20 protein-coding genes are annotated in these 20,227 nt (G+C 38.2%); 12 read left to right on the forward strand and 8 right to left on the reverse strand.

What is annotated here, in order from left to right; all coding sequences use genetic code 11:
- Positions 1-79 precede the first annotated feature (79 nt).
- The gene (locus tag VB694_RS08335; RefSeq protein WP_323359844.1) at positions 80-289 is read right to left on the reverse strand and encodes a hypothetical protein; all 210 of its coding nucleotides are present in this window, start codon (positions 287-289) and stop codon (positions 80-82) included.
- 557 nt (positions 290-846) lie between these two features.
- Between VB694_RS08335 and rpsO the strand changes: the two genes are divergently transcribed.
- The 3 genes from rpsO to aroF all read left to right on the forward strand — a co-directional run bounded on the left by rpsO (position 847) and on the right by aroF (position 2,892).
- Entirely contained in the window at positions 847-1,116 is a 270-nt protein-coding gene (rpsO, locus tag VB694_RS08340) for a 30S ribosomal protein S15 (protein ID WP_323359845.1), read from the forward strand.
- A 12-nt stretch (positions 1,117-1,128) separates the two neighbouring features.
- Positions 1,129-1,599, forward strand: coding sequence for a PAM68 family protein (locus VB694_RS08345; RefSeq protein WP_323359846.1), 471 nt, complete (start codon positions 1,129-1,131; stop codon positions 1,597-1,599).
- Between the two features lie 234 nt (positions 1,600-1,833).
- Complete coding sequence (gene aroF / locus VB694_RS08350; protein ID WP_323359847.1) at positions 1,834-2,892, forward strand: 3-deoxy-7-phosphoheptulonate synthase; 1,059 nt, start codon at positions 1,834-1,836, stop codon at positions 2,890-2,892.
- Positions 2,893-2,953: 61 nt separating this feature from the next.
- Here aroF and VB694_RS08355 read toward each other — a convergent pair whose 3' ends face one another.
- From VB694_RS08355 to VB694_RS08365, 3 genes are all read right to left on the reverse strand, one after another.
- The gene (locus VB694_RS08355; RefSeq protein ID WP_323359848.1) at positions 2,954-3,832 is read right to left on the reverse strand and encodes a hypothetical protein; all 879 of its coding nucleotides are present in this window, start codon (positions 3,830-3,832) and stop codon (positions 2,954-2,956) included.
- A 76-nt stretch (positions 3,833-3,908) separates the two neighbouring features.
- Complete coding sequence (locus VB694_RS08360) at positions 3,909-4,502, reverse strand: DUF1517 domain-containing protein (RefSeq protein ID WP_323359849.1); 594 nt, start codon at positions 4,500-4,502, stop codon at positions 3,909-3,911.
- 42 nt (positions 4,503-4,544) lie between these two features.
- Positions 4,545-6,101, reverse strand: a complete 1,557-nt coding sequence (locus tag VB694_RS08365; RefSeq protein ID WP_323359850.1) for a pentapeptide repeat-containing protein — start codon at positions 6,099-6,101, stop codon at positions 4,545-4,547.
- An 81-nt stretch (positions 6,102-6,182) separates the two neighbouring features.
- Here VB694_RS08365 and VB694_RS08370 point away from each other — a divergent pair, with 81 nt between their 5' ends.
- Positions 6,183-7,022, forward strand: coding sequence for a prephenate/arogenate dehydrogenase (locus VB694_RS08370; protein WP_323359851.1), 840 nt, complete (start codon positions 6,183-6,185; stop codon positions 7,020-7,022).
- A 90-nt stretch (positions 7,023-7,112) separates the two neighbouring features.
- On the opposite strand, the gene VB694_RS08375 is transcribed toward VB694_RS08370, so the two are convergent.
- On the reverse strand, positions 7,113-7,820 hold the full coding sequence (locus tag VB694_RS08375) for an ROK family protein (RefSeq protein ID WP_323359852.1): 708 nt from the start codon (positions 7,818-7,820) through the stop codon (positions 7,113-7,115).
- A 265-nt stretch (positions 7,821-8,085) separates the two neighbouring features.
- On the opposite strand from VB694_RS08375, the gene VB694_RS08380 reads away from it, so the two are divergent.
- On the forward strand, positions 8,086-8,592 hold the full coding sequence (locus VB694_RS08380) for a 2TM domain-containing protein (protein ID WP_323359853.1): 507 nt from the start codon (positions 8,086-8,088) through the stop codon (positions 8,590-8,592).
- 319 nt (positions 8,593-8,911) lie between these two features.
- On the forward strand, positions 8,912-10,975 hold the full coding sequence (locus VB694_RS08385) for a serine/threonine-protein kinase (RefSeq protein WP_323359854.1): 2,064 nt from the start codon (positions 8,912-8,914) through the stop codon (positions 10,973-10,975).
- A 159-nt stretch (positions 10,976-11,134) separates the two neighbouring features.
- Here VB694_RS08385 and VB694_RS08390 read toward each other — a convergent pair whose 3' ends face one another.
- From VB694_RS08390 to VB694_RS08400, 3 genes are all read right to left on the reverse strand, one after another.
- Positions 11,135-12,400, reverse strand: coding sequence for a tetratricopeptide repeat protein (locus VB694_RS08390; RefSeq protein WP_323359855.1), 1,266 nt, complete (start codon positions 12,398-12,400; stop codon positions 11,135-11,137).
- A gap of 247 nt (positions 12,401-12,647) precedes the next feature.
- A complete protein-coding gene (locus VB694_RS08395) occupies positions 12,648-13,316 on the reverse strand; it encodes a 2OG-Fe dioxygenase family protein (protein WP_323359856.1) in 669 nt (222 codons plus the stop codon).
- Positions 13,317-13,477: 161 nt separating this feature from the next.
- On the reverse strand, positions 13,478-14,590 hold the full coding sequence (locus VB694_RS08400) for a diguanylate cyclase domain-containing protein (protein ID WP_323359857.1): 1,113 nt from the start codon (positions 14,588-14,590) through the stop codon (positions 13,478-13,480).
- Between the two features lie 150 nt (positions 14,591-14,740).
- Between VB694_RS08400 and sfsA the strand changes: the two genes are divergently transcribed.
- The 6 genes from sfsA (at position 14,741) to VB694_RS08430 (ending at position 20,223) form a co-directional block, all read left to right on the forward strand.
- On the forward strand, positions 14,741-15,466 hold the full coding sequence (gene sfsA, locus VB694_RS08405) for a DNA/RNA nuclease SfsA (protein ID WP_323359858.1): 726 nt from the start codon (positions 14,741-14,743) through the stop codon (positions 15,464-15,466).
- A 216-nt stretch (positions 15,467-15,682) separates the two neighbouring features.
- Complete coding sequence (locus tag VB694_RS08410; RefSeq protein ID WP_323359859.1) at positions 15,683-16,462, forward strand: Uma2 family endonuclease; 780 nt, start codon at positions 15,683-15,685, stop codon at positions 16,460-16,462.
- A gap of 384 nt (positions 16,463-16,846) precedes the next feature.
- Positions 16,847-17,686: a polysaccharide deacetylase family protein gene (locus tag VB694_RS08415; RefSeq protein ID WP_323359860.1), complete on the forward strand. Its 840-nt coding sequence runs from the start codon at positions 16,847-16,849 to the stop codon at positions 17,684-17,686.
- Positions 17,687-17,696: 10 nt separating this feature from the next.
- Positions 17,697-19,406 carry a glycosyltransferase family 39 protein gene (locus VB694_RS08420; RefSeq protein ID WP_323359861.1) on the forward strand — a complete coding sequence of 570 codons (1,710 nt, stop codon included), beginning with the start codon at positions 17,697-17,699 and terminating at the stop codon, positions 19,404-19,406.
- Positions 19,407-19,805: 399 nt separating this feature from the next.
- The gene (locus VB694_RS08425) at positions 19,806-20,042 is read left to right on the forward strand and encodes an HIRAN domain-containing protein (RefSeq protein WP_323359862.1); all 237 of its coding nucleotides are present in this window, start codon (positions 19,806-19,808) and stop codon (positions 20,040-20,042) included.
- Entirely contained in the window at positions 19,987-20,223 is a 237-nt protein-coding gene (locus VB694_RS08430; protein WP_323359912.1) for a hypothetical protein, read from the forward strand. Before VB694_RS08425 ends, VB694_RS08430 begins: the two co-directional genes overlap by 56 nt.
- Positions 20,224-20,227 lie beyond the last annotated feature (4 nt).

A 20,227-nucleotide genomic window follows, 5' to 3' on the forward strand; every position in this document is an offset into this window, starting at 1 on the left:
ATCCCTATAGCTATCTAAATTAATTAGAATTAAAAATTAAATATCACCTGTAAATTTACAGAAACTATTGGCACCTGTATTATTTTTTCTGAATTAACCTACTTACATTAGCAGCTGTCTCTTCTGGTTTTCCAGAACCAGGAAAAATTAAAATACTCTTGATATCAGGGTTATCTACTAATTCTTTTAACCGATGAAATTGTTGATCACTAATAGCAATTCCCGCAGAATTTTTAACATAATTTAATTCTTCTTGAAAATTAGCATCATTATAAGCTTGAATAAACACTTTGGTTCTTTTTTTTGGGGGGACATAGTAAATAATCGTATAGTTCAAAATACACCGACAGCAAGCAACACGGACAAAAACAAAAATCCATCACAAATAATGCTTGCACCTAGTGGTGTAATAATTTCCACAAATTTGATTGTGTAAATTCCAGAAATTACAATTTCTACAGCCACAAGGTACAAATAACTATTCGGCAAAAAAAGGTTAAAAAGCTGATCAAGCAAGCTTCCTTCATCCTGCTTCCCGGCAATATACATTTCTGATTAGGGTTTTGTCCAGCTACTAAAAGCCTAAAGCGTCTGCAAAGCCCCAATTGCAGGTATTTTACCCAACAGCTTGATAGCTGTGATATTATAAAAGACGTTCAAAAAATAGATAGGGTGAGCTACACCCGAATTTACGCTTGTGGATAAGAAAGAGCTAACTCCCTTGGTTGAAGCAAGAAGCAAACCCTCTAAAGTTTTCTTTAGTTGAATGACTAGCTTAAAAAAAGTTTGGTCAGTTTTTGCATAGCACTTCTGTATACATTTAGAAAAATATAAATTTCGTAGATTATGGCTCTGACGCAACAGCGCAAACAAGAACTCATTTCTGGCTTCCAAGTACATGAAACCGATACTGGTTCGGCGGATGTCCAAATTGCTATGTTGACTGATCGGATTAACCGCCTCAGCCAACACCTCCAAGCTAACAAAAAAGATCATTCGTCCCGCAGAGGACTATTGAAAATGATCGGACAACGTAAGCGCCTTCTAGGTTATATCCAACAGAACAGTCGGGAAAAATATCAAGCTCTAATTTCTCGTCTGGGTATTCGTGGTTAGGACTTACAGCTTATGTCTGCTGAAGAATCAGAACGCAGTCGCTTACCTTTTGAGCCAAACAAAAAGCGGCAAAAACCTGTAAAAGCTAAAATTCAACAGGTAGTCAAGACACAAGAACCTAGTCAAAAGTCGCAAAAGCAGCCACCATTCACTAAAGAAGAAATGGCGATTCCTGAAGTGGTCAGCCAGCGGATGATCCGCAGAGTCGCTGCATTTTGTGGTATACCTACATCTTTAGGTATTACTACTCTGGTGGCCAGCTATTTGCTGGTCAGCTATGCCCATGTTCAATTGCCTCCTATCGCTGTGTTATTGGTGAACATGGGATTATTTGGTATCGGCGTTTTAGGCATAACTTATGGTGTTCTTTCTGCCTCTTGGGATGAAGACAGCCCTGGAACTTTAATAGGTTTGGGTGAATTTGCTACCAATTGGGGAAGGATGGCAGAAGTTTGGCGTGAAACACGCAAAAAGAACGTCTGATCAGCGGCGCTCAGGTATCTTTAGATAACTGCAATATTGGCTAAATTGACGAATAAATTTTGTCTAATTTATACCCAATATTCAGCAAAAGTACCTGGCGCTACATTTTTTCTATATTTTCTAGCTTTTTCTAGCTTAATTATTTAGTAATTTCCGTAGGTAAAAATCAAGTCAACATTCCTGAGTCGGTAAATATTTTACTCAAAGTTTACTCAAAAATACAGGGATTTTAAAATGATTGTTGTCATGAAAGTCGGTTCCCCACAGGTGGAAATAGACCGTTTAACTGAAGAGTTAGCAGCCTGGGGTTTAACACCAGAAAAAATTATTGGACAGCATAAAGTAGTCATAGGTTTAGTAGGTGAAACTGCGGATTTAGACCCGCTCCAAATTCAGGAACTCAGTCAATGGATTGAGCAAGTTTTGCGGGTGGAAGTACCCTATAAACGAGCTAGTCGTCAGTTCCGCCACGGAGAAGCTTATGAAGTGGTGGTGAATACTCCAGATGGGGATGTGGTGTTTGGTGAACATCATCCTTTAGTAGTTGTGGCTGGACCATGCTCAGTGGAAAATGAAGCCATGATTGTGGAGACTGCGCGGCGAGTTAAGGCTGCTGGTGCTAAATTTTTACGGGGTGGGGCGTATAAACCCCGGACTTCACCTTATGCTTTTCAAGGTCACGGTGAAAGTGCTTTGCAATTGTTAGCCACAGCCAGAGCAGTCAGCGGACTCGGTATTATTACGGAAGTGATGGATGCTGAGGACTTGGATAAAATTGCAGAAGTTGCGGATGTGATTCAGGTGGGAGCGAGAAATATGCAGAATTTCTCGCTGTTAAAGAAGGTGGGAGCGCAATCAAAACCAGTGCTGTTAAAAAGGGGGATGGCGGCGACAATTGAAGATTGGTTGATGGCGGCTGAGTATATTTTGGCGGCGGGTAATCCCAATGTGATTTTGTGTGAACGGGGAATTAGAACTTTTGACCGACAGTATACGCGCAATACTCTAGATTTGTCGGTTGTGCCTGTGTTAAGAAAGCTAACTCACCTACCCATTATGATTGATCCCAGTCATGGTGTCGGTTGGTCTGAATTTGTACCTTCTATGGCGATGGCGGCGATCGCCGCTGGTACAGATTCTCTCATGATTGAAGTCCACCCCAATCCGGCTAAAGCCTTATCTGATGGACCCCAATCTTTAACGCCGGACAAATTTGATAAATTAATGTCAGAATTAGCAGTTATTGGTAAAGCCGTAGGTCGTTGGCCAAAACCCGCAGTAGTAGCAGTGTAATTCTCAGATAGATCCCAGACTTCTCCCAGAAGTCGGGGATCTGGGTACTGACTCCTGTAAATTACCTTCTTCTCCCTCTGCTACCAAAACCAGAAGAACGGCTTCCAGAAGAACGTCCACCACTACCAAAACCACTACCAGAATTACGGCGTGTATTGCTGGAGTTACCGGAAGGACGAAGGTTACTGCTACCAAAACCAGAACCAGTCGCCCGACCACTTGTATTTGTCCTGGGTGTCGTACGAGTTGAATTTCCAGATGATTTAATCGACCCTGTAGTGCGGAAAGCAGTCCGATTTCTTACCGCTGCGGGTGGTTCATTGTAGCGAGAACGGTAGCTGGAAACCGCTGAATCATAGCTAGAACCATAGCCACCATAGCCCCTCATAATCCCACCGGGCTGATAAACGGGGGGAACGTAGTATTGAGGTCTAAATAAGAGACTACCAATAGCTTGACCTGCCACATTACCAGCTAAAGACGCTGCAAAAGGTGTCCAGAAGTTAGATTCTCGACGCACAACCACGGTTTCTTGTTGTCCCGTTTGGGGATTGGTTTTTGTCTCGGTGACGTTATGAACGTACTCAAGTTTAAAGTCTTCTGTCAGGTATAAAGCTGGTTGGCCATTTTCTACCTTCAGGTAACTTTTTTTGCCCTCTTTGATTTCTTCATCTGTCAGCCGCGCCATTTGTAGCTTTTCAGTGCTAAATGTTGGCGGCTGACTACCGAGTAAAAACAGGGTATACTCACCGTTGGCATCGTTGTAACTGGCTTGTTGTACTGGATACTGTCCATCATTCAACTTGGTAGGGGTAGCACTTTGGCTACCACTTGGAGTAGAAGATGTAGTTTGGTTTCCACCTCCACAAGCGACGGTTGTCAAGCACAAACTCAGGGCTAAACAAGCGATTGTAAATTTACGGACTATAGTTTTGATCATTGCCTGATTTTCCTAATTTGTTTTGTTAGCCATCATTGCCGATGGTAATTGTGATAACTACAGACTAACCAACAAATTACAATGGGATCAATTCCGGGAAATACTGTAATAATTGATCGTTAGTCAATTCGTCTCCTAGCTGGGCTGGTGAAAAATGCACTTGGATAGCTCGGAGTTTATGTTTTTGGTGTAAATTGATCACGGCCTTCAATCCTGCTTTTAATGCTTGGATGTTAGAAAGGTCAGATTCTAATTCTGGAACTTCTCCTTCATAAGCCACTGTCAACATCACCACTACGTTGCGGGTTACAGGAATAGAGAAAGATTGATCGGAACTGGAGGCAGAACTAAAATCAGCTTCAGCACCATATCTTTGGGCTGAGTCGGTAAATAATTCATTTACATAATCTCCCGCTTCTCCTTCATCCCAAAAGACATCACCTTCGTTAGCTGCTGAAAGCCAGTATTCATCATACCTAAGTAGGGTTTCGCAAATTTCTACTAACTCTCCTCCCAAAATTTCTAAATCGCCATCAGCATCAATTGCTGCTCTGGCGGCGCGGTTTAAAACTCCTAAAATTGGTGCTACTTCACTTCCTGCCAAATGCAGAAATAGACGGCAAACTACATAGCGAGTTTTACCCATCATTTTATTAAATAAATTGCTCATTTTTCTTCTCCGGTAATTTTGTGAGTTATTAATGACCAAGCACTACTGACTAATAACGTAAAAACCTTGAATAAAATCCATGATCATCTTTACCGAAGGCATAATATATTCTGATTCTTCCGATATATCATCATCAGAATTACTAGGAAACCGATTGACAAATCGCTTGCCAAAGTTAGGATGATCATAGATGGTCAAACATTGGGCGCTAGAATTAGTGATGATTGTTTGGGTGGGCGCTTTAAAAAACTTTAGTTTTGCTGCTACTTCTAGATTTTTTTTCGTTTGTTTAATGGTTTTAGATTTATTGACAGCTTTCTCTAGGAATAACATTAATTTTTCTGCCAATATAGATGATTTTAAACTATGGTTATGCGTGATTTCTTCACAGATTATGTCTACCATAGTGTAAATAATTTTTTGTGTGGCTGTGGCATCTTTAAAAGGAAGAATTGCCATAAAAGCTGTTGCTAGTAAAATTTCATCATTATCTACTCTAAATGTGAAGACAGTCCGACGGTTACTGATTTCTAGGCTGGGAGGCTGGATAAGTCCATCGTATTCTTGAGCAATTTGGTAATAAGTACCAGCTAGGACAAAGTTGGCTTCATATTCTAAAGGTAGGTCTACAATAATGCGAATTGTGGGTGGAGTAGCATTAAAAAAGTCCCGTAGTTCTTCGCCATGGAAATTTTGGATGATGGTGCGATCGCCTGTGGGTGAAAGATCAACCCATTCACATTTGATCCCTTCAATTTTTAGCCCAAATCTGGGGGTAGCATAAAGTTTAGCACCAGTTAAGGTCGCTCCCGTTAAGTCAGCACCCATCCATTCAACTTTAATTAATTTCGACTGAGTTAAATTAGCGTGTACTAAACTAGAGTTAGTTAAATTGGCATTAGTTAAGTCTGCACCCGTTAAATTAGCTCCACTTAGCTTGGCTCCACTTAGGTCTGCCCAAATTAAATTTGCTCCTCTTAAATCTGCCCAGCGCAAATTTGCCCCACTTAAATCGGCTCCACTGAGATTAGCCATACACAGATTGGCTTGTCGGAGTTCGCTGTCTCGTAAATTTGCGCCACTGAGGTCGGCAGAAGTCATATCAGCGGCACTGAAGTTAGCCATTTCTAAGTTGGCTTCCCTCAGAGAAGAACCTCTTAAGTTAGCTTCGTTGAAATTAGCTCGCCGCAGATTACCCTGTCGCAGTGTAGCTTCTCGCAAGTCGGCACTGTTAAAGTTGGCTTCACACATATCAGCGCGGCTAAAATCAGTGCGAATTAACTCAGCGCGAATGAAGGAAGCTTGGCGCAGTTGACTACGAGTTAGATCCGCACGAATTAAATTAGCAACGTTGAGACTACAGTTGTTGAGAATTGCCCCAGACAGATTTGCCCCACTGAGTCTAGCTACATTGAGCTTGGCGTAACTCAAATTAGCGTCGCTAAGATTTATGCCGCTCAGATTAGCTACGCTCAAATTGGCATCGCTGAGATTAACGCCACTCAGTTTAGTGCCACTCAAGTTGACTTCAGCCAACTCAGCGCCACTAAAATCTAAGACTCCCGTTGCATATTTTTCTAGTAATTCCTCTATAGTCATGAATCTACCTCTCGGATGCCAACTTTATTAGTTGGTAAAGTATGCAGATAATATTTCAAAGTTTAGTTGTCAAGGGTAAAAATGAAAATTGGTATTTTAGGACTGGGACTAATCGGCGGTTCGTTAGGTTTTGATTTACGCTCCCAAGGACATTATGTTTTAGGAGTTAGCCGCCGTGAATCAACCTGTCACAAAGCTATTGACATCGGCAGTGTTGATCAAGCCTCAGTTGATTTGAGTTTGTTGGCAGCTGCTGAAGTTGTGTTTATTTGCACCCCCATAGGACTTATTGTGCCTCAAGTTGAACAGTTAGTTGCTCATTTGCCTGAGACTACTATTGTGACTGATGTAGGTTCAGTAAAAACACCTATAGTAAATGCAATTTCTCCTCTATGGCCTAATTTTGTTGGTGGTCATCCAATGGCGGGAAACACAGATGTGGGTATAGAGGCTGCACAACGAAATTTGTTTGTGAATCGGCCTTATGTACTCACACCAACAGAAACAACGCCAACTAGCGCCATTACAGTCCTAGAGGAAATTGTGCGATCGCTTGGTTCTATTATCTACCATTGTCAGCCAGAAAAACATGACCGTGCTGTAAGTTGGATTTCCCATTTACCGGTCATAGTCAGCGCCTCTTTGATGGCTGCTTGTTTAAGTGAATCAGATCCAGAAATTTTTCAATTAGCCCAAAACTTAGCTAGTTCAGGTTTTCGGGATACCAGCCGCGTTGGTGCTGGTAATCCAGAGTTAGGGGTCATGATGGCACAATATAATCATCAAGCCTTGATCAGTTCCTTACACCAATATCGTCAAAACCTCGATACTTTTATTCACATCATTGAACAAGAAGACTGGGAACTGTTGGAACAAAAGCTCAAGTTCAATCAACAGCAACGTCCTAAATTTTTGGATTAAATGAGTAGGCAGAAGGCAGAAAGCAGAAAGCAAAATTGAAAGTAAAGATCATATTTCTCCACTGCTACTCCTGCTTCCCCATCTGTCACTTCATTCTTGCCACAAAGCGATTCCACCTAATAAACCGGTGATATTGGGAATCAGCTTCACATTTAAGGGTAAATTCATATTCACGCGCACGGCTTCACCACCACCGAGATAAAGACAATCATAATTAAACAAACTTTGTAAAGAAGCGATCGCTTTTTGTAATCGCTTATTCCATTTCTTCTGCCCTATTTTTTCCAGTGCAGCACGTCCCAGCTGTTCTTCATAGGTTTTTCCTTGACGAAACTGATGATGTCCCATTTCCATATTAGGAACCAATTTCCCATCTACAAACAAAGCCGAACCAAAACCAGTACCCAAGGTAATTACTAATTCCACGCCTTTACCTGCAATTGCCCCTAATCCTTGCATATCCGCATCATTAATTATTTTTACAGGTTTATGTAGCATCTCAGATAATGCTGTTGCTAAATCAAAACCAATCCAATTATCATCCAAGTTTGCTGCTGTTTCTGTGACTCCACAGCGAACCACACCGGGAAAACCGACAGAAACCCGATGATACTCTCCTTGTGATGTGGCTAATACATTAATGGCATTAATGACTACCTCCGGTGTTGCTGGGTGGGGTGTTTCTAATCTCCCCCGTTCTGTTAATGGCTTACCAGTGATATCCAAAACTATAGCTTTAACACCACTACCACCAATATCTATTGATAGAGTGCGAACTGAACCGTTATCTTCTATCATGGGAGATTTTTCCTTATGCTGCAACTTCTTTAGCCATTATGCGCTGCTAAATTCTAGTCAGCAGCAGATATTTCGAGTGTTTTTATAACTTCCTCAAGTTTAGAAGTGATTAGGGACTGGGTAGATGGGAAGGTGAATAACCCCATCACCAATTACCAAAAATCTCTATCGCCGGACTCATCTAGATTTGCTAGTCTAGGAGTAGTGCAAAAATTGCTGATAGTGGTGTAGTTCTCTATTAAAATTATTATTCAGAGCAAAAATTATGACAGCATTTGAATCTAACAGCCTACGTTCTTATAGTCAAGAAGAAGTGCAGCAAATTTTACAACTGGCGATCGCTCGTCAAACTGATGATGGTAATCAAGAATTTTCCTATCAACAAATTATCGAAATTGCTGCTGAGTTACAAATTTCACCAGAAGCAGTTAAACAGGCAGAATTTGACTGGATAGCCGCACAAAGCGAAGTCCAACAACGTCAAGCTTTTGACCTTTACCGTCAAGGTAAATTGAAAAAACGTTTGGGTAATTTTGCAATTGTCAATAGTTTTTTTATGTTAGTAGATTTCGTTGGTGGTGCTGACATTTCTTGGTCACTATACATTTTACTATTTTGTGGATTAGTAGTTGTCCTTGATATCTGGAATACTTTTCAAAGTAAAGGTGAAGACTATGAAGCGGCTTTCCAGAAATGGAATCGTAAGCATCAAATTAAGCAAACTATTAATACAGTTTTGAATAAGTGGTTTAAGGCATTTCAAACATATTAGTCTTTGATTGGATGATGGATGATTAATTACTTAATTTTAGTAGTCTTGATCACAAAAGTGAGGTTTTAATTTTCAGCCAAGATAATCATATAATTTTGATGAATATTATTGATTGAGAACTCATTCACATATCCATCAAATATTGTCGTGGCAATTTGGCCTGATTTTCAATTTAAGCTGCTGTATAATCAGAAGATAATGAGAGCAAACTGTCGGTCAAGGAAGTAAAAAATTGCCACCAAAATCAAGTATCAAGGAATTTTATTCCTAACTTCCGAATTATTATGCATTATTTATCATGCAGTCACTCTTATAAATCATGATATGTTGCTTAAATCCTGATTGCCAAAAACCGGAAAATCCCGATGAAAAAGAGTTTTGTCAAAATTGTCAAACACCATTAGTTCCACTTTTAAGAAATCGTTTCCGTGTGATCAGCTTGCTGTCAGATGAAGGGGGATTTGGCCGAACATATTTATCAGAAGATACAGACAAATTAAATGACTGTTGTGTCATTAAACAATTAGCACCAAAATTTCAAGGAACTTGGTCACAAAAAAAGGCAATGGAGTTGTTTAGTGAAGAAGCAAAGCGACTTCAAGAACTGGGAGAACATCCACAAATTCCCACTCTATTAGCTTATTTTGAACAAAATGATTGTTTGTATTTAGTACAACAGTTTATTGATGGACATAATTTATTAAAAGAATTGCAATTAAGAAAAAACTATAGAGATTGGGATATTCAATCTATTTTACTGGATTTATTACCTATTCTCAAGTTTATTCATAGTCGAGGAGTTATTCATCGAGATATTAAACCAGAAAATATTATCCGACGTAAAAATGATGGCAGATTAACACTGATTGATTTTGGTTCTTCTAAGCAATTAACAGCAAGAGTGCAAAGGAAAAATGGCACTTCAATTGGTTCACATGGTTATTCTTCCATTGAACAAATTAGAGATGGTAAGGCTTATCCAGCTAGTGATTTATTTAGTTTAGGTGCTACTTGCTTTCATTTGTTAACGGGAATTTCTCCTTTTCAACTATGGATGGAACATGGTTATAGTTGGGTAAAAAGTTGGCAAGATTATTTACGTTCTCCTCTCAGTCATGAACTAGCAATCATTATTGATAAGTTGTTACAAATAGATATTCAAAATCGTTATCAATCAGCTGATGAAGTGATTAGAGATTTGAGTAAACAGTATACACATCTTCTCGCACCAGCTAGTAATTCATGTTTAGCAACACCACCTAAAAAAACAGATATTTATCCTAAAAAAAATATTTTTCTGAGAAATTTATCTTTTATAATCGGGATAATTACATTTTTAGGTTTGGGAGAATTTGGTTATAGACACTTTCACCAAATACAAACGGCTATTTCTTCTCGTTTGAGTCCACCACAAAATAATACAGCTAATAGTGATGATGTTATCAATGAAGCATCACAAAAATCTTTAGATAAAATTGCTTTAGTAAAGACTATTTCCGAACCAAATAAATCGGTTGCATCTGTTGCTATTACCCCAGAATCTCAAACTATTATTAGTAGTGGTAATCGGGTCATTAAATTATGGAATATTGCCACGGGTCAAGAAATCACTACCCTAACAGGGCATACACAAAATGTCAATGTGGTAGCTGTGAGTGCTGATGGTAAAATTCTGGTTAGTGGTAGTGATGACTATACAATTAAAGTTTGGAATTTAAGTACAAGAAAATTGATTTATACCCTAATTAGTCATACTGATTCAGTTCATGCTGTGGCTATTAGTAAGGATGGAAAAACTTTGGTAAGTGGTAGTGATGATAAAACTATTAAAGTTTGGAATTTAGCTACAGGAAAGTTAATCCGCACTCTCATAGGTCATACTGACTGGGTACGTTCTCTTGCTATCAGTCCTGATGGTGTCACCTTAGCAAGTGGTAGTTTTGATAAGACAATTAAACTGTGGAAGATCACACAAGAAAAACCAATTAGTTCATTAACTCCCAATACACAAACTGTGATATCTCTGGCTTTTAGCCCAGATGGAAAAATTCTTGCTAGTGCTAGTCGCGATCGCCAACTTAAATTGTGGAATATCAATCAAAAAGCAGAGATTCGCACTGTTGTAAAACAAGATAATAATGTCACATCTTTAGCTTTTAGTCCCGATGGTAAAACTCTTGTTAGTGGTAATCGAGATTGTACCGAATGTAACCACGCTATTAATCCTAATATTAAATTATGGAATGTGGCTACAGGTGAAAAAATTTCTACGGTAACTGGACATACCAACACAGTCACTTCTCTGGTTTTTAGTGCTGATGGTAAAACTTTAGTCAGTGCTGGAGAAGATAAAGAAATTAAGATTTGGCGTTTTTTACAGTAATTAAGGACTTACACAACTGGCACATTGGTAGGGTGCGTCAGATATTAATAATCTGTTTATTTGCAGGATTTATGCAGTCTGACGCACCCTACAACTGGAGAAGATAAAGAAATTAAGATTTGGCGTTTTTTACAGTAATATAATTGATAATTTTTCTGTTTAACGCCGATCTCTTTCTAAATCATCGATTACTGTTTGTAAATACCACTCTTCCGACATTCCTGGATAAAAATCTTGCTTTTGCTTAATTAATCTTTGGGCTATTTCCCAATGTCCTCCAACCATGCGTAATAGTCGTTGACGTAATAGGTTATGGGTAGCTTTATTTGTTTCTGGAATAGATGACTGGATTTTTTGTAAGCTATTTAATACTTGTTGATAATTTTCCCAATCTTCTTGTTCACAATAAATACTAGCTGCTTGTTGATAATCACCTACAGCATTTGACATTTCTTCTAAACAAGTATGGGCAATACCACGATTATAGTACGCTAATGGATGTTCAGGATTAATTTGTATTGCTTGGGAATAATCTTGAATTGCTGCTAAATAATTGCCCATTGCTTGATATATATTACCCCTAGCAACATATACTAAATTATCTTGAGGTTGCATTTTTAAGGCTTGATTAATATCAGCTAAAGCCCCTTGATAGTCTCCTATTTGAGAACGGGCTTTGCCGCGATTGCGATAAACAATAGCATCTTCAAAGTTTAATTGTAGGGCTTGGTTAAAATCAGCGATCGCATCTCGATAATTACCCATTTTACAATATACTACACCACGACAACAATAAGCTTGGGCATCTTGAAAATCAGCTTTTAAAATCCAATTTAAATCAGTGATCGCTTCTTTTGTATCGCCTTTTTCTGCCTTTTCTAATAATTGAGTGAAATAATTTTTAGTAGATATAATCGGTGCGGCTTTTGAATTAACTGGATTTGCTTTAGCTTCTGCTTTTGGTTGTAGCTGTTCAATCTTCTCTAAACAAAGACGAGCATTTTCTTTATCTTTTTGTGCTAAATATAATGCTGCGGCTTTTTTAAAATTAGCGATCGCATTTTGAATATTTCCCTGTTTGCGTTGCACTATCCCCCGTAAGTTATAAGCAGCAGCATCATGCAGATTGAACTGAATCGCTTTTTCTACATCTTCTAAACAACCAGGAAGATTTTTTAAAGTTAACCTTGCTAAAGCCCGACAATAATAAGCTTTGGCGTTTTCCCAATCCAGTTTAATAGCTTCAGTATAATCAGAAACTGCTTGGAGAATAGCATCAGATTTGTAATATGCTAAACCTCGTTCCAGATAAGCTGCACTAAGGTAAGGGTCTAGCTGTATGGCTTGGTTAAAATCTTCAATAGCACCAGGATAGTCTTTTTGTTTCGCTTTTTCTAATCCGCGATTGTAAAATTCTGAAGTCATAATTTTTTATTGTAGATCACCAAGTTAATTCTATAAACATTTTATGAAAAGTCTATAGCATTTCCTAGTCTAATAAAGTACAAAATCATCTGCGTTTATCTGCGTCCATCTGCGTTTAATTAATTAATATTCCTTGGATCTCATTTGAATGGGAATTTCTATATTATAGGCCATCCTTGATCCGAAATTCTGAAATCCCCGACTTCTTGAAGAAATCGGGGATCTGATTGTTAGCTAACACAAACCTCTATTCTGAAATTAAACTAGGACAAGTCAGCACAAAAACATCTCTAGTTCCTGGTGCGAGATTTTCTGGTTTAATGGGAGTTGTAAAGTGAAAAAAATCATGATCATTAACTACTACTAATTCTCCTGGTTGGAGAATTTTGTTAAAAACAGGCTTCTCTTTTTTAGCAGTATATAAATGTGTTTCTCCACCTTGAATATTGTCTCTACCTACAGAAAATATACCAATGAAATCAGTTCCATCTTGATGAATACCTTCAGGTGCAGGATTTCCTAAATGACCTGGTGAACAGGTGGTTCTAATTTGATGAATAGCAATTTCTGCTTCTGGATGCAGTTTGCAAGAATCAATAAATGCTAATACCAAATTTTTGAAAATTTCCAGTTCTATCAGTCCATCTTCTAATTCTGCAAACTCTCTTTTAATATCACCCAATAAAGGATTATATTCGCGGCTTTGAAATAGATAACCGTGTGGGAGTTTCACCAACTTATCCTCAGAAATCATCACTCTTGATAACCTCCGAGAGCGATATTTGCCCTGTATATAAGGATCAAGAGGTAAGTTCTGAAAAAATGGCTGGAAACCTTGAGTATTAATCGAATTTACTTTTCTGAGGGTAAACAAAAAAGCATATTCTAACTTTGTGACATAAGAGACTTGTTGCATAGGACTTTTCTCCTTGCATTTTTAAGTCCGCCCAGATTTTTTTTTACTTGGGAGGTCTGTAATATCCATTATATGCAACTCTTTTTAAGCTGTAGTAAATTTGAATACAAAAATTGTCAAATTGACATATTTACACAGAAACTGCTATTTTTTCACGGGCATCATTTTTTTTGATAGATATGAAGATGAGCTAATGTAATTAGGTCTTCTAATGAACGATTCTGACTAGGATTATGGCACTGGATACCAATATTCACCGTGATCGGAAACGGTAAATGTTGATTCTGATTGAATTGGGCAATATTAGTTTCTACTCGCTCTTGTATAACTTCATAAGCAAGCTCATATCCTTGTATTAACACTACAAATTCATCTTCGCTGATCCGCCCTAAAGTATCGGAAGTGCGGAAACTATGTTTGAGTAATCTGGAAATTGCCAGGATAGCGTCTTCACCAAGTTCACTACCAAAAGTATGATTAATTTCTTCAAGTCCATTCAGTTCAAAGAACATCAAACTCGTATGAATTTGCGATTGCGCTCCGCGCACTGCCGTAGGCAATCGCTTGGCTAGTCTTAATTGCTGTTCAGCCAACAGGAAAAAACCGCGTCGGTTATGCAGTCCAGTGAGTTCATCAGTCAGGGAGAGACGGCGGATTTCCGCTTCCATCCCTTTGCGTTCTTGTATTTCCTTTTGCAGAAAGGTGTTGGCTTTTTCTAGGGCGGTTGTGCGATCGCGTAATTGTTGTTCTAATTGAGAATATATCTGTAAATTATCCATAGCTATTGCTGTACTATCTGCTAGTAATTGCAATAACTTCACTTCTTCTGTAGTCGCTTGATGCTGCTGTGACCAATAAGTACCAATTGCACCAATTGGTTCATCAGTACGGATGGGAACCATAGCCATACTTTTCACATAAGTATCTTGATAAACAGCCCTGGAAATTCTTTGATCATTGAATATGTCTTCAATAATACTTGGTTGACAGTTTTGCATCACCCAACCATCAATACCAGTATGGTTCGGAAATCGCTGACCTTTCCATAGAGGCGCAATAGTATTCTCATCAACGTAATAGGAAAAGTCATTATCTAATAATACAAACGTCGCTCCATCAGAATTAGTCAGTTCTCGGACTGCTGATAGCACAATTTTCGTCATCTCTTCTAAAGTACGTGCCAAGCATAGCTTTTGAACTACTATCAACAAACGCTCTATTGACCGTAAATAATACTCAGTACCAGCCATTTGTGAGTCAATTTTGATGTACATAACATTTTTTAATAGGTATTTTATATACTCCTAGCTATTTCTATAATAGTAAAAATATCAAAATATTTGTAGAAATTTAATCTTCTTCATCACCGCTTTTATCGTATTCTTACTAAGTATTCATTCTTATTCATAATTTACATAATTATCATGACTGATTGCCTTTATTGCTACCCAAAATTATACTCAGGTATTTTACTCAAACGCTACAAACGTTTTTTTGCTGATGTTCAACTTGTGTCTGGCGAAGTTGTGACAGCACACTGTCCCAATACAGGACCAATGACAGGAGTTTCTACTATTGGTAGTCCTGTACAGTTGTCTAAAAGCGATAATCCTCAGCGAAAATTAGCTTATACTTTGGAGTTAATTCAAGTAAACGAACCAGAACCGACTTGGGTAGGTGTAAATACAGCTTTACCTAACCGAGTAGTCAAATTAGCTTTAGAAAAATATCTTTTCTCTGAATTAAGTGAATATACACAAGTTAAAGGTGAAGTAGTTTATGGAAAAGATAAAAAAAGTCGAGTAGATTTTTACTTAACAGGAAATGAACAACAACGTCCGATTTATTTAGAAGTTAAAAATACAACTTGGACACAAGGAAATTTAGCCTTATTTCCTGACACAGAAACCACAAGAGGACAAAAGCATTTACGGGAATTAATGGAAGTGTTACCCCAAAGCCGTGCGGTAATGTTGTACTTTATTAATCGTGGTGATTGTCCAGAGTTTGCCCCCGGTGACACTAAAGATCCTATATATGGTAAGTTGTTACGGCAAGCGATCGCTCTCGGTTTAGAAGTCTTACCTTGTCGGTTTGATATTTCTCCTGAAGGTATCCGCTATTTGGGTTTAGCAGAACTGAAAATTTAAGCATTTAACCATCAGCTAACAACCACATCAAAGTGCGTAATTATTAACACACAAACTTTCTCTCAAGAGAATGCTAACATGAATACAAAGATTGTTCCTCACGTTTCCACAAAGATCAAGGATAAACTTCCTATTTTTGATCAGCAGTTTTTGTTGAATAAAAATAACAAACAGCAGGAAACATGAATGATCTGAGTAATCATATCAGATTGCTATATGTTAGAAACACTTGTGACTGAAACCACCGTGGAAATGCCACCCACCCAGGCAGAACTTCCTTATGATGACGGTATTCCAATGGAGACACAAAGACATAAATTACAATTGGATATTTTAATGGACACCATTCAGCCTTGGCTAGATCAAAGGACTGATGGATATGTGGGGGGCAATATGTTTGTCTACTACAGTTTAGCGCAATTAAAAAATCAGGATTTTCGGGGTCCAGACTTCTTTACCGTCTTAGGTGTTCCCAAAAAAGAGCGTCTTTCTTGGGTGGTTTGGGAAGAAGGAAAATCACCAGATGTAGTAATTGAATTACTTTCAGAAAGCACAGCCAAAAATGATAAAAATCAGAAAAAACTGATTTATCAAAATCAGATGCGTGTTTCTGAATATTTTTGGTTTGATCCTTTTAACCCAGATGATTTTGCAGGTTTTCACATTAATAGTGGTGTGTATGAACCTATTCCTTTTAATGATAAAAATCAGTTAGTAAGTACAGTTTTAGGTTTGACTTTAGTCCGTTGGCAGGGTAATTATCGGGCTGTAGATGCCACTTGGTTACGCTGGGCAAATAACATCGGTGAGTTATTTCCTACTTCTTTAGAACTTGCTGAACAGGAAAAACAACGGGCTGAACAAGAAAAACAACGGGCTGAACAAGCTGAAGATAAATTAAGACAAGTTGCAGTAAATTTGTTAAATAATGGAATGCCTATAGAACAAGTGGCACAGTTAACAGGTTTAGATCCAAAGCAACTTCTGGGAGAGTAACCCAACATATAACAGGTGATAGGTGACAGTAGAGATGGGGAAATGGGAAGCAGGGAGAGAATATTATATTAACTTTTGCCTTTTGCCTTCTTTCCACTGTTCCCTGTTCCCTTTTTAACCCAACTTAAACAAATAACGAATATTCATACCTAGCTATTTACGTTGATGTTGCTGAACCAGTAGAGGTAATTTTAGAGAAGATTAGAACGGCTTTAGGAATTTAGGCGTGGTGATGCAATACTGTATCAGTTAATAGTTATAGTGAAAACAAACCCATGCTTGTCAATGTGGGGTATCAAATCTAATCATGGATACAAAAAAATTACTGATAATCTGATATACTTTCAATGTAACAATGTTTAAATTTTTGCTTAATCCGTAATAATGCCTTTAGTTAAACCCTTCACTCAGGGATTTTCTTTGCTGCGTTTTGGCAAACAGCGTCCATCGAAATTCAGATTTACCAAAGTATTGCCTCTATTATTGATAGGGATAGCAATTTACTGTTTTTTAGAATTGGCTTGGCCAAAGCGTTTCCTACTTCCCAGCTTATTTGGAGAGTCAGTATTTTGTGTCAATACTCCTGATAAAGTTTTAGCACTGACATTTGACGACGGACCTCATCCAGTCTATACCAGAGCAATTGCTCAAACCCTTTCAGATTATCAAGCTCAGGGAACATTTTTTGTATTGGGAAAACACAGTAAAATGTATCCCCAAATTGTCCAATCTTTGCAACAACATGGACATGAAATAGCTAACCATACCTGGCATCATTACAATTTAAATAGTAAGTTCCAACCTTCTATTTATAAAGAAATTGCCGAAACAGATATTTTAATTAATCAATTAATTTCACCCAAAAATGTTTACTTTAGACCTCCTTTTGGTCGTGCTGGTGTTTTTGTCACGAATGTTTTAAAACAGATGAGTAAGCCGATTATTTTTTGGGATGTGGATTTACAGGACTGGCGTGGAAAATCTGCCGCAGAGATGATGAAGATATTTGAAAATAACTTTCATAATGGTTCAATCATTCTTTTACATGATTCTGATGGTGTAGCAAAAGGAGGAGTATATGCTAGTCGCCACAATACTGTAGAGGTAGTGGAGGAAATTTTGAAAGCTTATACTCCCCAGGGGTATGAATTTGTAACTATATCAGAGTTATTAAAGAGAGGAAATGTAGTTAAAGTACAAGAACGCTGTTTAAAGCAAAATTAAAACAATCAAGATGGACGTGAAAAATAACTGGCGCTCTACCGTTTCTGCTCCCTGGTTTCATCCTTTACTGCTGCTGATTTGGTTCATCATTGGTATGGGTTTACGTTTGACTAACTTAACAGCCAAATCTCCGTGGACTGATGAATTTGCGACTTTAGTATTTAGTTTGGGTAATAGTTTTTTACCAGTACCTTTAGATCAAGCGATCGCCCCTGATATTTTATTACAACCATTACAAATAAATCCTACGGTTGGTATAGGAGATGTAATTAATAATCTTCTCACAGAGGATAATCACCCACCACTATATTTTGTCCTGGTTCATCTGTGGATGAGGCTATTTCACCACCCAGACGGTTTAGTATCCCTGTTTGCCGCACGTTCATTTCCGGCTTTACTGGGTGCGGCCTCTATTCCCTGTGCTTATTTTTTAGGTAAATTAGCTTTTCGTTCTCCATTAGTAGGACAATTAGCAGCTGCAATGATGGCAGTCTCACCCTACGGAGTATTCTTAGCACAAGAAGCCCGTCATTATACCTTGGCTATGCTTTGGGTGATGCTTTCGATAGCTTGTTTGGTAGTTGCTATTCGTCACCTGGAAAAGCAAAAATTGTTACCTTTGTGGTTAATTATTGCTTGGGTGGGAGTTAACGCCTTGGGTTTTGCTACTCATTTCTTTTTTGTGATCACTCTTGGCGCTGAAGCTGTAGCTTTGATTTTTGTAGCTTGGAAACAACAAACTCAAACAAAAACTTGGGTGTTGCTTTCTCCTCTGTGGTGGCGGCTTTATTATGTAGTAGCTGGTACGGCTGTTGCTGGGTTGGTGTGGTTGCCTGGGAGGTTACAAAATCGCTACATTGGCACTTTAACGGAGTGGATTAAAGGTGAGCGTGTGGGACTAGGTTGGATTAGCCCCATTTTTCAAGCTTTAGGTACATGGATTACCATGATTTCTTTACTCCCAGTTGAAGCACCTCAGTTAACGGTGGTTATATTGTCTGGGTTGGTGATGTTAATTTTCTTTATTTGGGCAGTGCCAATTTTAATTAGGGGGATAAAAGTTCAATTACAAGAACCGGAAATTGGTTCTATTACTCAGGTATTTATTGGGGTAGTTTTAGGAGCGATCGCTCTATTTTTCTTCTTTACTTATGTCCTGGGTATCGATCTTACCAGGGGCGCTCGCTATAGTTTTGTTTACTTTCCAGCAGTAATAATTATACTGGGTGCAAGTCTGGCAGTTTGTTATCAAAATCCCCACATTGGTAAATGGGGTATCACTGGCAAACAAGCTGTAATCTTGATTTGGGTGATGGGATTAATAAGTGCTATTACAGTTACTTTTAATCTGGGTTATCGCAAATATTATCGCCCTGATTTATTTCTTCCCATAATTGCACAAAATTCCTCAGTCCCGGTTCTCATTGCCACAACTCACAAAAGTTTAGTCCAAACTGGGGAAATGATGGGTATAGCTTGGGAGTTAAAATTCTCTGGTTCACAAGTTAATGCTCAATTTCTCCTTGCCCATCAAAGTCAAAACCCCAATACTTCTACTACAGCCTTAGAACAGACTATCAAAGAATTACCACGACCTTTTGATTTATGGTTGGTCAATTTTCATGCTCCCATCAGCCAGGAAGTGGAAAAATGTCTGCGTGATGAGCAAAAGTTGCCAGGAATATATGGGTATGAGTATGAACTGTATCACTGTAAATAAATTATGGCAGAGAAGTTTCCCATTATTGAAATTCCCCTAGATGCTTCTCAGGATATTGAGGATTTGGGAACAAAATAAAAATTTTGGTTTTATCACCCAGATTTGGGGCGCTGTCTATTTAAAAAAGCCAGATCAAACACAGGTGAAGATTGGGCAGAAAAAATTGCATCTGAATTGGTAAGAATTCAGGTGAGGCGATAAGATCCCCGACTTCTTTTGTTTATTGTGTCCATAAATGATAAATTGATCTTAGAAGTCGGGGATCTGGGTATGAACGATTGTTATAGCTGAATACTTATCTGAATTGTGCGATTTATTGGGACTACCTCATGCTAATTATGAACTAGCAACATTTAATGGCGAAAACGGTATTATTTCGCCATCATTTTTACAAAGAGAATGGGAAAAGCTCATGGTTTGCGATATCTTCCCAAATCGGCTATTGAAAAAATTGATAAATTACAAAATCAAGAACTTTTGTATTTAAACCACGACTTTCAAAATCCATATCACTCACGGGCATTACTATTACGTACAAATGATAATTATATTGTTGGTTACTGTCCCCAGTATATTGTAGATGATGTTTTTAAACTCAATCACAAAAATCCAAAAACTTGTCAAAGTGCAAGTTGAAAAAGTTAACCCAGTTCCAGCACCGCTTCAGCTACGTTTATTATGTACTCTGACTGCAAAATGGCATGATGATTTTCCTCCATTTTCTAGTCAGGAATATCAACCAATTATATCTGATATTCCAGCAGATAATAAACGAATTGGACACAAGGTGGGTTCTTTGCTCGAACTTAATTTGTAAAGGG

The sequence above is a fragment of the Anabaena sp. UHCC 0451 genome, from assembly GCF_034931405.1.
Classification (GTDB): Bacteria; Cyanobacteriota; Cyanobacteriia; order Cyanobacteriales; family Nostocaceae; genus RDYJ01.